This window comes from Kitasatospora sp. NPDC059648, from assembly GCF_042734825.1.
GTDB lineage: Bacteria > Actinomycetota > Actinomycetes > Streptomycetales > Streptomycetaceae > Kitasatospora.
Map to the genome: position 1 here is coordinate 61,707 of NZ_JBHWDU010000036.1, position 12,922 is coordinate 74,628.

At 72.1% G+C, this 12,922-nt stretch carries 16 protein-coding genes; 8 read left to right on the forward strand and 8 right to left on the reverse strand.

The features are described 5' to 3' along the window. Positions 1 to 11: 11 nt before the first annotated feature. Together ACFV1W_RS21950 and ACFV1W_RS21955 are read right to left on the reverse strand one after the other, a co-directional pair. Positions 12 to 701, reverse strand: a complete 690-nt coding sequence (locus ACFV1W_RS21950; protein ID WP_380418880.1) for an HAD family hydrolase — start codon at positions 699 to 701, stop codon at positions 12 to 14. 33 nt (positions 702 to 734) lie between these two features. Then, the gene (locus ACFV1W_RS21955) at positions 735 to 1,301 is read right to left on the reverse strand and encodes an NUDIX hydrolase (protein WP_380418881.1); all 567 of its coding nucleotides are present in this window, start codon (positions 1,299 to 1,301) and stop codon (positions 735 to 737) included. A gap of 264 nt (positions 1,302 to 1,565) precedes the next feature. Here ACFV1W_RS21955 and ACFV1W_RS21960 point away from each other — a divergent pair, with 264 nt between their 5' ends. Both ACFV1W_RS21960 and ACFV1W_RS21965 read left to right on the forward strand, forming a co-directional pair. Beyond that, a complete protein-coding gene (locus ACFV1W_RS21960; RefSeq protein WP_380418882.1) occupies positions 1,566 to 2,333 on the forward strand; it encodes a CDP-alcohol phosphatidyltransferase family protein in 768 nt (255 codons plus the stop codon). A 435-nt stretch (positions 2,334 to 2,768) separates the two neighbouring features. After that, positions 2,769 to 3,029 carry a hypothetical protein gene (locus ACFV1W_RS21965; RefSeq protein ID WP_380418883.1) on the forward strand — a complete coding sequence of 87 codons (261 nt, stop codon included), beginning with the start codon at positions 2,769 to 2,771 and terminating at the stop codon, positions 3,027 to 3,029. A gap of 85 nt (positions 3,030 to 3,114) precedes the next feature. On the opposite strand, the gene ACFV1W_RS21970 is transcribed toward ACFV1W_RS21965, so the two are convergent. Then, positions 3,115 to 3,471, reverse strand: coding sequence for an ArsR/SmtB family transcription factor (locus ACFV1W_RS21970; RefSeq protein WP_380418884.1), 357 nt, complete (start codon positions 3,469 to 3,471; stop codon positions 3,115 to 3,117). Positions 3,472 to 3,581: 110 nt separating this feature from the next. On the opposite strand from ACFV1W_RS21970, the gene ACFV1W_RS21975 reads away from it, so the two are divergent. Continuing rightward, positions 3,582 to 4,571, forward strand: coding sequence for a zinc-binding alcohol dehydrogenase family protein (locus ACFV1W_RS21975; RefSeq protein WP_380418885.1), 990 nt, complete (start codon positions 3,582 to 3,584; stop codon positions 4,569 to 4,571). Positions 4,572 to 4,670: 99 nt separating this feature from the next. Next, positions 4,671 to 5,507: an NAD(P)H-binding protein gene (locus ACFV1W_RS21980; RefSeq protein WP_380418886.1), complete on the forward strand. Its 837-nt coding sequence runs from the start codon at positions 4,671 to 4,673 to the stop codon at positions 5,505 to 5,507. Positions 5,508 to 5,580: 73 nt separating this feature from the next. Here ACFV1W_RS21980 and ACFV1W_RS21985 read toward each other — a convergent pair whose 3' ends face one another. Beyond that, positions 5,581 to 6,513 carry a zinc-binding dehydrogenase gene (locus tag ACFV1W_RS21985; protein ID WP_380418887.1) on the reverse strand — a complete coding sequence of 311 codons (933 nt, stop codon included), beginning with the start codon at positions 6,511 to 6,513 and terminating at the stop codon, positions 5,581 to 5,583. 78 nt (positions 6,514 to 6,591) lie between these two features. Between ACFV1W_RS21985 and ACFV1W_RS21990 the strand changes: the two genes are divergently transcribed. Next, entirely contained in the window at positions 6,592 to 7,320 is a 729-nt protein-coding gene (locus tag ACFV1W_RS21990) for a TetR/AcrR family transcriptional regulator (RefSeq protein ID WP_380418888.1), read from the forward strand. Positions 7,321 to 7,329: 9 nt separating this feature from the next. Here the strand turns inward: ACFV1W_RS21990 and ACFV1W_RS21995 are convergent, their stop codons facing one another. After that, positions 7,330 to 7,884: a GNAT family N-acetyltransferase gene (locus ACFV1W_RS21995; RefSeq protein WP_380418889.1), complete on the reverse strand. Its 555-nt coding sequence runs from the start codon at positions 7,882 to 7,884 to the stop codon at positions 7,330 to 7,332. A 389-nt stretch (positions 7,885 to 8,273) separates the two neighbouring features. On the opposite strand from ACFV1W_RS21995, the gene ACFV1W_RS22000 reads away from it, so the two are divergent. Beyond that, a complete protein-coding gene (locus tag ACFV1W_RS22000; protein ID WP_380418890.1) occupies positions 8,274 to 8,840 on the forward strand; it encodes a dihydrofolate reductase family protein in 567 nt (188 codons plus the stop codon). Positions 8,841 to 9,125: 285 nt separating this feature from the next. Here the strand turns inward: ACFV1W_RS22000 and ACFV1W_RS22005 are convergent, their stop codons facing one another. The 3 genes from ACFV1W_RS22005 to ACFV1W_RS22015 form a co-directional block, all read right to left on the reverse strand. Further along, the gene (locus ACFV1W_RS22005) at positions 9,126 to 9,527 is read right to left on the reverse strand and encodes a hypothetical protein (RefSeq protein ID WP_380418891.1); all 402 of its coding nucleotides are present in this window, start codon (positions 9,525 to 9,527) and stop codon (positions 9,126 to 9,128) included. Between the two features lie 360 nt (positions 9,528 to 9,887). Further along, a complete protein-coding gene (locus ACFV1W_RS22010; protein ID WP_380418892.1) occupies positions 9,888 to 10,160 on the reverse strand; it encodes a hypothetical protein in 273 nt (90 codons plus the stop codon). Next, the gene (locus ACFV1W_RS22015) at positions 10,157 to 10,519 is read right to left on the reverse strand and encodes an ATP-binding protein (RefSeq protein ID WP_380418893.1); all 363 of its coding nucleotides are present in this window, start codon (positions 10,517 to 10,519) and stop codon (positions 10,157 to 10,159) included. The genes ACFV1W_RS22010 and ACFV1W_RS22015 overlap by 4 nt, the downstream gene beginning before the upstream one ends. A 197-nt stretch (positions 10,520 to 10,716) precedes the next feature. Between ACFV1W_RS22015 and ACFV1W_RS22020 the strand changes: the two genes are divergently transcribed. Next, positions 10,717 to 11,529 (forward strand): DUF5753 domain-containing protein, encoded by an 813-nt coding sequence (locus ACFV1W_RS22020; RefSeq protein ID WP_380418894.1) that lies wholly within the window; start codon positions 10,717 to 10,719, stop codon positions 11,527 to 11,529. 3 nt (positions 11,530 to 11,532) lie between these two features. Continuing rightward, positions 11,533 to 11,718: a DUF397 domain-containing protein gene (locus ACFV1W_RS22025; protein ID WP_380418895.1), complete on the forward strand. Its 186-nt coding sequence runs from the start codon at positions 11,533 to 11,535 to the stop codon at positions 11,716 to 11,718. Positions 11,719 to 12,922: the final 1,204 nt, after the last annotated feature.

The following is a 12,922-nucleotide window of genomic DNA, read 5'->3' on the forward strand; positions in this document are numbered from 1 at the left end:
CACGCCCTGCCTCAGAAGTGGCGCAGCAGCTCCGGGAAGGCCGCGAGCTGCAGCGTCGCCTCGTCCGGGCCCAGGTCCGCGTGCTCCAGCACCCAGGTGTGCTCGTGCGGGATGAACACGGTGCGCAGGCCGGCCCGGCGGGCCGGGGCGATGTCCGACTTGGGCGAGTTGCCGATCATCCAGGTCCGGTCAGGGTCCAGGCCGAGTTCGGCGGTCAGCTCCCGGTAGGTGTCCACGGACTTCTCGGCCACGATGTGGATGCCGCGGAAGTGGTGGTCGATGGTGGAGGCCGTCACCTTGGCCTGCTGCTCCTCCTGGTCGCCCTTGGTGAGCAGGAGGAGGTGGTGGCGGTCGGCGAGGGCGGTGATGGTGTCGGCGACGCCCGCGATCAGCTCGACCTCGCCGCGCCGGGTGAGCGGGGCGAGCAGCTCGTCGATCCGGGCCAGCTCGGCCGGGGTGGGGGTGCGGTCGTCGTTCAGCTGCCGCAGGCAGTCCGCGAGGCTCTGCCGGAAGACGGTGGCGCCGTAGCCGAGGGCGGCGGCGTTGGCCGCCTCGATCCGGTCGAGCAGGGTGCGGGCGGCCTCCCGCTCGGCCGGGGCCGCGACCCAGTCCAGGAAGCCGTCGATGACCCGCTCGAAGAGGACGTTGTTCTCCCAGAGGGTGTCGTCGGCGTCGAAGATCAGGATCTGGTCGGTGTGCATCAGGGTCCTCGGGGTCCTTGGGGGGAGGGGTGGTCAGCCGAGCAGGCGGGCGGCGCGGTCGAGGGTCTCGCGGAAGTTCTCCTCGGTGGTCCGCTGCCTGGCCTCCTCGACGGTGAGCCACTCCAGCGGGGAGGCCGGGCTCTCCGGCCGGGCGTCGTCCGGCGTGCCGGTGGCCAGCAGGAAGCGCAGGTCGGCGTGCTCGTGGGCGGGCTCGACGGGTGAGGCCGGGACGGGCACCACGGCGAGGTGGACGAGGGCGGCGTCGGGCCAGGGGGTGAGATCGGTCAGGCCGGTCTCCTCCAGTCCCTCGCGCAGGGCGGTGTCCAGCGGCAGGGCCTCCCCCGGGTCGCCGTGGCCGCCGACCTGCAGCCAGGCCTGCTGGCGGACGTGCCAGCGCAGCAGCACCCGGCGGGTCGGCGGGTGGACGATCAGCGCGGAGGCGGTGAAGTGCAGCGGGGTGCCGCGGTCCCAGGCGTCGGGGGCGTCGACCAGGGCGCGGGCCCGGGCGTGGTCGGCGGTCTCGATCGGGCCCTGCGGCCGGTGGTCGGCCAGGAGCCGGGCCAGGTCGGGGCTCTGCGGGGCGGTACCCGTGGTCACCATGATGCTGGACTCTCCTCGTTCGGCCCCGGGCCGGGACGCACCGCCTCCGTCCGGCCGCGTCACGTCGAGGAACGCCAACGGGCTTGCGGGAAGGGGCGATCGGGGCCGGGTGCTCCGGTTCCGGTGAACCCGCGAAGCCTAGCCCGGGAGCGGTCGGGCGGCCCACCGGTTTTCCCCGCCACCGGGCCGTACCTGCTGGTCAGGGCGCCCACCGGAGGCCGTAGCCTGTGGTGATCGTTTCGGGACAGGTGGAGGGATGTCGTCATGGTGGCTGCTCCGGCGCTCGCCGAGCTGCGCGAGGTGTGCCAGCCTCAGGCCAAGTTGCAGAGCCGCAACGGTGAGCACTGGGCGGGTCGGATGTACATGCGGGCGATCTCGCTGCGGACCACCCGGCAGCTGGTGCGCACCTCGGTCTCGCCGAACACCCTGACCTGGGTGATGGTGGTGTGCGGGGTCGGCGGCGGCGCGGCCCTGCTGATCCCCGGCCCCACCGGCGCGGTGCTCGCGGCAGTGCTGTTCCAGCTGTTCCTGTTGTTCGACTGCGTGGACGGGGAAGTGGCCCGCTGGAAGCGCCAGTTCAGCATGGCCGGGGTGTACGTGGACCGGCTCGGTGCCTACCTGGCGGACGCCGCGCTGATGATCGGCGCGGGCGTACGGGCGGCGCGCGGCGGCTCGGAGCTGTGGGTGTCGGCGGGCCTGGCGGCCGCGCTGGGTGTGGTGCTGCTCAAGGCCTCGACGGACCTGGTGGACGTGGCCCGGGCACGCAGCGGGCAGCCGCCGGCGGACGAGGAGTCGACCCAGCCGCGCTCCCAGGGCATCGCGACGGCCCGCCGGTTCGCCTCGATCTTCAAGATCCACCGGGTGACGAACGGCATCGAGGCCTCGCTGGTGCTGGTCGCGGCGGCCGCCGTGGACGCCGGGCTGCACGACCTGGCCGCGACCCGGTGGACGCTCGCCGGCATCACGGTGATCACCTGGGGGATGGTGGTGGCGCACCTGGCGTCGATCCTGTCCTCCTCGCGGCTGCGGTGACGTCCGGCCACCGCGACCGGTCCGCGACGCGGGGCTGAGACGCCCCTCCCCCGCCGGGGGGAGGGGTCCGGCAGGAACCCGTCGCCGGGCGGACGCCGGGGCGGCGGCCCGGACGGGAGCGTGGGCGCATGACGACGCACCGGCCCGCCACCGCCACCGCCATCGCCGCAACCGCAACCACCTCGGCCGTTCCCGCCGCCGCCGTGCCCGCCCCGCCGCGCTGGGCGGTCCGCGCCGCCCACGCGGCCGCGCTCACCGCGCTGCCGGCCGGGCTGTGGCGGCTCGGGCTGGTCCTGGGCCGGCACGGCGGGTACACCGACGCGGGCTACCACGCGGTGGGCTTCACCGGCTGGGGCGCCGTCTGGCCGCTCACCCTGAGCGTGCTCACCGAGGCGCTGGCCCTGCACCCTCGGCCTGGTCCGGCCGTGGGGCACGGTGCCGCCACGCTGGATCCCGCTCCTCGGCGGGCGCCCGGTCGACCCGCGACGCGTCGTCCTGGCCGCCTCGCTGGGCGCCGCCGGGCTGACGGTGCTCTGGACACCCTTCCTGGCCTGGTGGGCGCTGCCGCACCCGAACATGACCCCGCTCGGGCACCTGTTGGTCGGCTTCCTCTACCTGCCCGCGGTCGCCTGGGGCCCGCTGCTGGCGGCGGTCACCGTCTCGTACCACCGGCGGCACCGCGCGACCGGCGCCTGACTCCGGCGGCACCGCGCGACCGGGCGCCCGGCTCCGGCCGCCGCCACCCGTACCAGGCCGTTGCGGAGCCGGGCCCGTCGTGGGGTCACTCGCTCTCCGGCTCGCCGCCCGGCTCGTTGCGGGCGAGCGCGGCCAGCACGGTGTCGAGCAGCCCGGGGAAGCGCCGTTCCAGGTCCACCGTCCGCAGGGCGGAGAACCGGCGGTTGGCCTCCTCGCGCTGGGTGATCACGCCGGACTCGCGCAGCACCTTGAAGTGGTGGCTCAGGGTGGAGGGCGCGACGTCCACCGGGAAGGTGCCGCAGGCCCGTTCGGGCTCGGCCCGCAGAACGCGCACGATGGTCATCCGGGTGGGGTCGGAGAGCGCGTGCAGGACGTCGTACAGGTCGATCTCCTCGGCCGCCGGGTGTGCGGGCGCCGGGCGGCGGCGGGTGTTGCGGGGCACGCTCGAACCTCCTCCGATCTGCGATGTTCGACAAACGACGAAGCTGGCTGGTACCACTGTGCCACAGCAGTTTCGCCTTTCGTCGAACATCGTAGTCGAGGGGGCCCGACATGCGCGCACTGGTGATGACCGCACCCGGTGGAGCCGAGAACTCCGAGATCCGGCAGAGCGGGGCACCGCGCCCCGGCCCGGGCCAGGTGGCGATCGACGTCGCCTGGGCCGGACTGAACTTCGTGGACGTGATGGCCCGTCGGGGCGACGCCGGCTACACCGCCGAGTGGCCGTACCTGCCCGGCAAGGAGGTGTCCGGTACGGTCCGGGAGCTCGGCGAGGGCGTCACCGGGCTGGCGGTGGGCGACCGGGTGGTCGCCGCGCCGGTGGGCGGCGGACTGGCCGAGGTCGTGGTCGCCGACGCCGTACTGACCCTGCCCGTCCCGGACGGGCTGGAGCTCGGCGTCGCCGCGGCCGCTCCACTCGGCCTCGCCACCGCCGTCCTGCTGCTCACCGACGCGGGCCGGCTGACCGCCGGGGACAACGTCCTGGTCCACTCGGCCGGCGGCGGCATCGGCAGCGCGGTCGCCCAGCTCGTCCCGCTGCTCGGTGGCGGGGGCACGCTGATCGGCACGGTCGGCCGCCCGGAGAAGTCCGCGGCCGCCGTCGACCTCGGCTACCACCACGCCTTCGCCCGCGACAAGAAGCTCGCCGACGCCGTCCGCACCGTCACCGACGGCCGGGGCATCGACCTGGTGCTCGACCCGCTGGGCACCGCCGCGCTGGAGCTCGACCTGGCGGTCGCCGCGCCCGGCGCCCGGATCGTCCTGTTCGGCAACGCGGGCGGGGGCGAGGTCGACACCCTGCCGCCGCTCGGCCGCCTGATGGGCGGCAACCTCTCCGTCACCGGCTTCAGCCACCGCGCCTTCGCCGCCACCGCCCCCGAGCGCCTCGCCCGCGCCATCCGCACCACCCTCGACCTGCTGGCCGACGGCGGCCTCGGCATCCCGCTCACCGAACTGCCGGGTCTGGAGGCCGTACCGGCGGCGCACGACGGGATGCAGGCGGGGCGGGCGACCGGCAAGTACGTGGTGCGGGTGGGCGGCTGAGCCGCCGAAGCGCCCCGGCCGGTCCGACGTCGTGGGCAACGGGCCGGCCGAGGGGGCTGGTAACGGGCATACGCCGGGCCGGGGCGGCGTTGGGTCGGCATGACCAAGATTCTGGTGATCGGCGCGAACGGCAGTGTGGGCAGGCACGTGGTGGCCTCGTTGGCCGAAGGGGGCCACGAGGTACGGGCGTTGGTGCGGAACGCCGCCAGGGCCGCGCTGCCCGTGGGGGCGGAGGCCGTCGAGGGCGATCTGGCGGCGCCCGAGAGCCTGGCGGCCGGCCTGAGCGGCGGAGTGGAGGCCGTCTACCTGATGTGGCCCGGGATCCCGGTGCGGCCGCGCGTGGTGGAGCTGATCGCCGAGCACGCCGAGCGGGTCGTCTACCTCTCGACCGACGTGCCGGACCTCGCCGACGACGAACCGCCCGTGATCTTCCACCAGGAGATCGAGCGGCTGATCCGCAGGTCCGGTTCGGCCTGGACCTTCGTCCGGGCGATCGACTTCGCGGGGAACGTGCTCGGCTGGGCCGACCAGGTCCGCGCGGGCGTCGTCCGCTGGCCGTACGGGCAGGCGCGCCGCTCGCTGATCCACGAGCGCGACATCGCGGACGTAGCCGTCCGGGCGCTCACCGAGGACGGGCACGACGGCGCCAAGTACCTGGTCACCGGACCCGAGTCGATCGCCCACGCCGACCTGGCGCGGATCATCGGCGAGGAGCTCGGCACCGAGGTGCGCTGGGAGGAGCTGGCGCCGGAGACGGCCCGCGAACAGCTGACGGCGGCCTGGGGGAACGCGGCGTTCGTCCGGTCCCGGCTGCGCGCCTGGGAGTCGTTCACCCGTGAGCCGGAGCGGGTGACGGACACCGTGGAACAGGTGCTCGGCCGCCCGGCCCGCAGCTTCCGCTCGTGGGTTCGGGAGCACGCGGAGGCCTTCCGGTAGTCCGCCGCCCGCCCGCCCGGCCGGGGCCCGTACTGCACGACGGACCCCGCGCCGGGGGCGGCGGAGCCCAGGCTCAGGTGTCGAAGGTCAGCACCGCCTTGCCGTGGAGCCGCCCGGCACGCAGGGCCTCGACGGCCTGCGCCGCGCCGCCCCAGCTGCCGCGCCAGGTGACGCCCGGGTCCAACTCCCCTGCCGCGACGCGGTGGGCGAGCCAGCCGAGGTCCCGGCCGAGTCCGGTGCAGCCGAGCAGGAAGAAGGTCACCAGGCTGCGGTCGTGCCGCTGCTGGTCGCCGAACAGCGCGCCGAACGGGAACTCCTCCCCCTTGCCCGCGATGTGCCCGGCAGCGACCAGCGTGCCACCCTCCCCCAAGGTGCCGTAGGCCTCCACCAGTTGGGGCCCGCCGACCAGCTCGACCACGCCGTCGACCGGGCGCGAGGCCTGCCCCGGCGCACCGACCACCTCGTGGGCGCCCAGCCGCTCCAGCATCCCGCCGTTCCGCTCCGGAGCGCCGGTGGACGCGATCACGTACGCCCCTGCGGCGCGCGCGAGTTGGACGGCGTACCGGCCGACGCCGCCGGTGGCCGCCGTCACCAGCACGGTGCGGCCGAGCAGCGGACCGACGCGGTGCAGGGCGCGCAGGGCGGTGGCACCGGCGACCGGAACGGTGGCGAGCGCCGCCGGGTCGGCCCCGGCCGGTGCGACGCCGATCAACTCGGTGTCGACGGCAAGCAGTTCGGCCCAGGCGCCGGCGGGCGTCAGGGTGACCACCGGCGTCCCCACCGGGGGGCCGGAGCCGTCGGCGGCGGCACGCTCCACGACGCCGGCGGCGTCCCAGCCGAAGACCGCGCCGTCGGGGGCCGAGTCGAGACCGAAGGCGATCTCGCCGTAGTTGAGCGAGGTCGCGGCGACCCGGACCAGCGCCTGGTTCGGCGCCGGTTCGGGGTCGGGAGCGGTGCCGAGGCACAGGCGGCCGGGGGCCGAGCGGTCGACCAGAAGTGCACGCATGGAGGATCCTCCCGTGAATTCTGCCACTGAGTGGCATAAGCCTACAGATGGCAATCGCTGCCCGGATACACTGCCGCGATGACCCCCGAGAACCCGGTGCTCCCGCTGCGCGAGCGCAAGAAGCTGCGCACCCGTCAGGCGCTGATCGACACCGCGCTGGAACTGTTCGGCGAGCGCGGCTTCGACCGGGTGACGCTGGACCAGTTGTGCGAGGCGGTCGAGGTCTCCAAGCGGACGTTCTTCCGCGCGTTCAGCAGCAAGGAGGACGTCGCGGCCGCCCCCACCCAGGACCTCTGGACGGCGTTCCTGGAGGTGTTGGAGGACCACCCGCCGCAGGGCCGCCCGCTGGTCTCGCTGTACGAGGAGGTGCTGGTCGAGGCGATCGCCCTGATGCCGCGGGAGATATGGGCCCAACGCGTCCTGGCGAGCCGGAGACTGGCCGCCGACACACCGTCGATGGACGCCCACGGGCTGGCCTTCTGCAACCGCGTCAGCGAGGAGGCGGCGGCCGTCACCGCGCGGCGGTTCGCCCTGGACCCCGCCCGGAAGGACGCCGTCGAGAAGGAACCCGTCAAGAGGGGCGCGGCCGGGGAGGGCACGGCCGAGGAGGGTGTCGCCGCCCTGCGCATCCGGCTCGCGCTGGACATGCTGGTCTCCGCATTCCACCAGGCCCTCGCCGCCTGGGTGGCCCAGCCCGCCGGGCACACCCGCGAGGACCTCACCCGCCGCCTCCGAGCGACCTGCGCCGAACTCCCGGGCGCCCTCGCCGTGACGGCGGAACCGCGCGTCGAGGACGCCGCGCGGTAGCGGTCCGCGTCAGTCCCGCTCGACCGCGAGCTCGATCTCCCGGCGCGTCTCGTCGCCCGGCACCGGTACGGACACGCCGGAGTGCTTGAAGCCGGCCCGCACGTACATCGCCTCGGCGCGGGCGTTGTCCTCGTGGACGTACAACCGGACACGCTGGAGCCGGGGCTCGGTGAGCGACCAGGCCCACTCCTGGGCGGCCCTGATCAGGTCGTGCGCGAGGCCGGTGCCGCGCGCCTCGGGGCGGACGTAGACACCGACCACGTGGGCCTGCGGGACGGTGACGACGTCGCCGGCGAGGGCGCCGTCCCCGCCGGGCTGCTCGACCAGCACGGTCGTGGTGCCGAGCCAGCGCCCGTCGGCGGCTTCGGCGACCGCCTGCCACACGGACTCGCCCTCGGCGGCCCCGGCGGTACGCTCCTGCCAGAACTCGTCGGGCCTGGCGGCGGCGTTCTCGTAGGTGTCCAGGAAGGCGAGGTGCGCGATCGGGTCCTGCAGCGCGGCGAGGCGGATCTCCTTGACCTGCTCCCATTCCCCGGTCCGTACCCGTCTGATGATGATGCTCATCGCACGATCATCACGAGCGCCCGGCCGCGCCGGCAACCGCTTTCGAGTGGTCAGCGGCGCGCGAAGGCGTTCACGGCGTCCTCGGGGGTCTCGATCACGATCGAGGCATGCTGTCGATCCGGGAGACGATCGCCTCGCGCGGTCCCCGGCGCCGGACCTCGCTGCCGTCGGGCCGGCCGACTTCCTGCGCACGACCGCGGGTCGGGCGGTCCGTCTCACCGCCTGGTCGCGAGGGTGCGGCCGGGACCAGCCGACTTGCCCGTGTCCGCCGAGTGCACCACGCTGAGCCCCGAGCACGAGGACTACCGGCGACCCCGGATCGCGCACCGATGGGCTTCCCGCACCATGCCGATCTGTACGCCGGACACCCGCGGACGGGAGGCTGGGCCATGCGGAAACTGAGTTACGGCATGAACCTGACCCTGGACGGCTACATCGCCGCGGCCGGCGACGCCATCGACTGGAGCGGGCCGCCGAGCCACGAGCTGTTCCGGTGGTGGCTCGGCCACGAGCAGGCGAGCGGCCTGTCGCTGTACGGACGCAAGCTCTGGGAGACGATGAGCTCCTACTGGCCGTCCGCCGACCAGCACCCCGACGCCACCCCGGCGGAGATCGAGTTCGCGCGGAACTGGCGGGACACGCCGAAGGTGGTGTTCTCCTCGACGATCGACACGGTCGACTGGAACACCCGCCTGGTCACCGGCGACGCGATCGCCGAGATCACCCGGCTCAAGGCCGAGGACGGCGGCCCGATGAACATCGGCGGCGCGACGCTTGCCGGGGCGGCCATGCGCGCCGGGCTGATCGACGAGTACGTGATCGCCACCCATCCGGTTCTGGTGGGCGGGGGCACGCCGTTCTTCACCGCGCTGGACAGCCGGGTGAACCTGAACCTGGTGGAGACGCGGACGTTTCCCGGCGGCGTGGTCCTGACCAGGTACGAGACGAGGCGCTGAGCGGATTCCCGCTGCTCCCTGGCGTCAACGCCCCGGTCGACGTCGCCGTCCCGCCGGCCCTGCTTGATGCGGGCGGCGAACAGCTCGACCGTGCGCTCCTCCATCCGGTGCACCGGACGGGTCGCCTCCCGTCCCGTCCACCCGGAGGAGTGGCAGAGGCCCCTCCCCTTGGCCACCCCGGTCGCCTCGGCGAGGTCGACTCCTCGACCTGCCCAGGACGGAGGTCGCGGCGAGGCCCCGACCGGATGGCGGTCGGGGCCTCGGCGAACAAGGAGCCCGACGGCTCTAGAAGTTCGGCTTGAGGAAGCTGCCGTAGGTGTAGGAGCCCCCAGCGATCCAGCGCGACGTGTGCAGCGTCGCCGGAGCGGAGGAGCTGCCGTTGAGCTGGAGTGACGAGTCCAGGTAGTAGTAGTCCACGCTCTCCGTCAGGCAGTCGGTCCAGGTGTAGTTGCCCGCGGCGAGCTTGACCGTGCTGCTCACGTACGGGGTCGCGCTGTAGAAGCCCCAGCCGTAGGAACCGGCGGCCAGGGCAAGGGTGCGCGACGTGCACTTGTGCGACAGGCCGCCACCAACCGTCGTCGTCGCCGTGTTGTAGAGGGTGGTGGCCGCGGACGCGGACGTAGCGGTGGCGAGGACGCCTGCGGCGGCCACGGCGACCGCTGCGGTGGCGATCTTCTTGGTGAGCATGAGAAACCTACCCCGTTTCGATGGAGAGCTGTGAACTCGGCTTCTTAGAACTGGAGTTCGCGCGATCACCGACTCTTCCAAGCATGGTGATCGAACGTCAAGTCCCTTGTGGAACAGGGGCGGCGTCCCGCCACTTCAACCGTAGGGCGTTTAGGGATCTTGACTTGAGGCGATGGCGAGTAGGCGTGTACGCAGCAGGTCGATCAGCTCGACTTGCTACGTACAGCTGCGAGTTGGTGCTGCGGTCGGCACGTTGGAGTGGAGACTCCCGGAGAGGGGCCGGGGCATCCGGCTTCCGCCAAGGACGGGAGGACCGGGTTTCGCAGGGAACGTCGAAGGCGGCGGCGAGCAGGTCGAGGATCAGAGGCCCGAGCACCGGTGGCCGCCGCCGTCGCGGTTGCGCTTGTACTCGCGGAGGAGCGCGAGGAGGTTGATGAGGGTGCTCGCGGGGATGTTGCCGAGATTGACGAGCCGACGGCCGCTGAGGTTGACCTCGCCGGGATGGGCGGACGGCCAGAGGAGGCCGAACTCCCGGCTCTCGCTTCGGAGTTCGACGATCAGTTCGGTGAGCTGCGGTCCGGTGAGGTGGAGGAGGGCCGGATCGGCGGGGTGGATGGGATGGCGGGCGCTCACGCGACACCGTCCAGCTCGAACCAGACGATCCTGCCGAGCTTCTGGGGGCTGACGCCCCAGCGGTGGGTGAGACCGGCGACGAGATGGAGACCCCGGCCCGACTCGGAGAGGGGGTCGAGCGAGCGGGGTTCAGGGAGGGCGGAGGAGCGGTCGGCGACCCCGACGCGAAGGGTGTTGTCGCGGAAGAGGATGACGACACCCGGGGAGGGGGTGTCGCCGTGTCGCCAGGCGTTGACGATGAGCTCGACCAGGCAGAGCTGGGCGTCGGCGATGCGGGACGGGGGCCAGCTGACAAGGATCAGGGCTTCCTGGAGCGTGTCCCGGGAGGGAGTGAGAGACGGGAAGTTGAGGTTGTGCACAGGGATCTCCCGCAGGAAGAAGGAGTGCTGACGATCCGCTCGGTGACTGACGTGTTACCGACTGTAGGGAATCACTACTCACATGTGCCACCAGATCCGGAAACGTGGTCCACCAATGGTCGCTGGACTGTTGACGGGTCGGCATAGATGCTTGGGCCATGCCACCACGGACCACCCCAACAGCCCGGCAGGAACGGTTGGGCATCGAGCTGCGGAAGATGCGGGACAGCGCCGGCCAGACGACCGCGCAGGCGGCCGCCGTCTTCGGCCTGGATCGCACGAAGATCACTCAGGTTGAGAAGGGCCACTACCCCATCACGGCCGAGCGAGTCCGGACACTCGCCGAATCCTTCGGCGAGACCGATACCGCGTTCATCGAAGCCCTCGCAGACATGGCCGAGGACCGACGCAAGGGCTGGTGGGACGAATACCGGGGCTTCGTACCGCAGGGCTTTCTCGACATCTGCGAATTCGAGCACCACGCGATGGGCATGTACTCCTACCAGATCTGCCATCCGCCCGGCCCCATGCAATCGGAGCGGTACAGCCGAGCAATCTTCCAGGACAATCAAGTCCAGCTGTCTCCGCGTGCAGTAGAAACACGCGTCGAGCAGCGAATGCGGCGCTCCGAGATGCTGATGGCAAAAGGCACACATCCCTACACAGCGCTCGTCCACGAGGCGGCGCTCCGCATGCAGTTCGGCGGCCGTGATGTGGCACGGGAACAGCTGGACTGGATGCTGGAGTTGTCCCAGCTGCCACACGTCACGCTTCGAGTGATCAGCTTTGCGGCGGGAGGCTTCAAGGGACCTGGGCAGGCCATCAACTATGCCAAGGGGCCCGTAGCCCGACTCGACACCGTCAGTTACGACTCCATGGAGGGGCCGATCTTCCTCCACCTGGCTGAGCACTTGGAGGAGTACCGCTCAGTCATTGAGCAGATGACTGAGCGGTCGCTCTCGGTCGAGGACTCCCGCGATCTGATCGCGAAGATCAAGAAGGAGATATAAGCGATGGAGAACCGCTCCTGGATTCGGCCCAATGCATGCTCCAACGCAAGCAACTGCCCCGAAGTAGCCGTCACTTCTGATGCCGTCTATGTGCGCAGCAGCCTGCTGCCCGACGCCGTCGCCCAACTCACCCCCACCGAATGGCGCGACCTCGTCTCCGCCATCCGCAACGGGGAGTTCGACCTCTAACTCCTCTCCCCGCACCGGCCGGCGCTCCGTCGGCCGGTGCTTCAATGCGGCACCCTGCACTTCGCCGACAGCACCGGCCGCCCGCTCCTCCTGCCCCAGCTGCTCTCGATTCGGAGCACGGTCGCTGAGCTGCTAGTCTTCTTCTCGTCGCGAGGGAGATGATCTCTCGTCAGGCGTCAGCGGTGCTACCAGAGCACGTCCTACTTTCAGTAGGAAGAGTCCGTGCAACCCGGGCCTGGCGCTCCACAGTCGGACGGGCCCGGCACCTCCACAGGTGCCGGGCCCGTCCGCATTGCCACCGAACCGCTCAGGACGGCGTGACGTCCCACAGCGGAGCTGCCGTTCGAGACGGCCCCCCAGGCCCACCGGCGCCCTGGAGGCAGCAGCCCGCCCGCGCCTTGCTCCCGATCAGGAACGCCCGGCCGACGGAGCGCAGAACCCGGTCCCGGGAGGCCCGCGCTGTCGGACGCGTAGGTGACGGCGGTGTCGCCCCCGAGGCCGTTGGCTGCCTCCTCGGTTCGAAGCACAGCCGCTGAGCTGCTAGTCTTTTCCTCGTCGCGAGGGAGATGATCTCTCGTCAGGCGTCAGCGGTGCTACCAGAGCACGTCCTACTTTCAGTAGGAAGAGTCCGTGCAACCCGGGCCTGGCGCTCCACAGTCGGACGGGCCCGGCACCTCCACAGGTGCCGGGCCCGTCCGCATTGCCACCGAACCGCTCAGGACGGCGTGACGTCCCACAGCGGAGCTGCCGTTCGAGACGGCCCCCCAGGCCCACCGGCGCCCTGGAGGCAGCAGCCCGCCCGCGCCTTGCTCCCGATCAGAAACGCCCCACCGGCGGGGTACAGGAACCGCCCTGCGGGGCGGTGCCGCTGTCCCCCCGATCCCCTCGACCGCCTCCTCGGTTCGAAGCACAGCCGCTGAGCTGCTAGTCTTCTTCTCGTCGCGAGGGAGATGATCTCTCGTCAGGCGTCAGCGGTGCTACCAGAGCACGTCCTACTTTCAGTAGGAAGAGTCCGTGCAACCCGGGCCTGGCGCTCCACAGTCGGACGGGCCCGGCACCTCCACAGGTGCCGGGCCCGTCCGCATTGCCACCGAACCGCTCAGGACGGCGTGACGTCCCACAGCGGAGCTGCCGTTCGAGACGGCCCCCCCGGCCCACCGGCGCCCTGGAGGCAGCAGCCCGCCCGCGCCTTGCTCCCGATCAG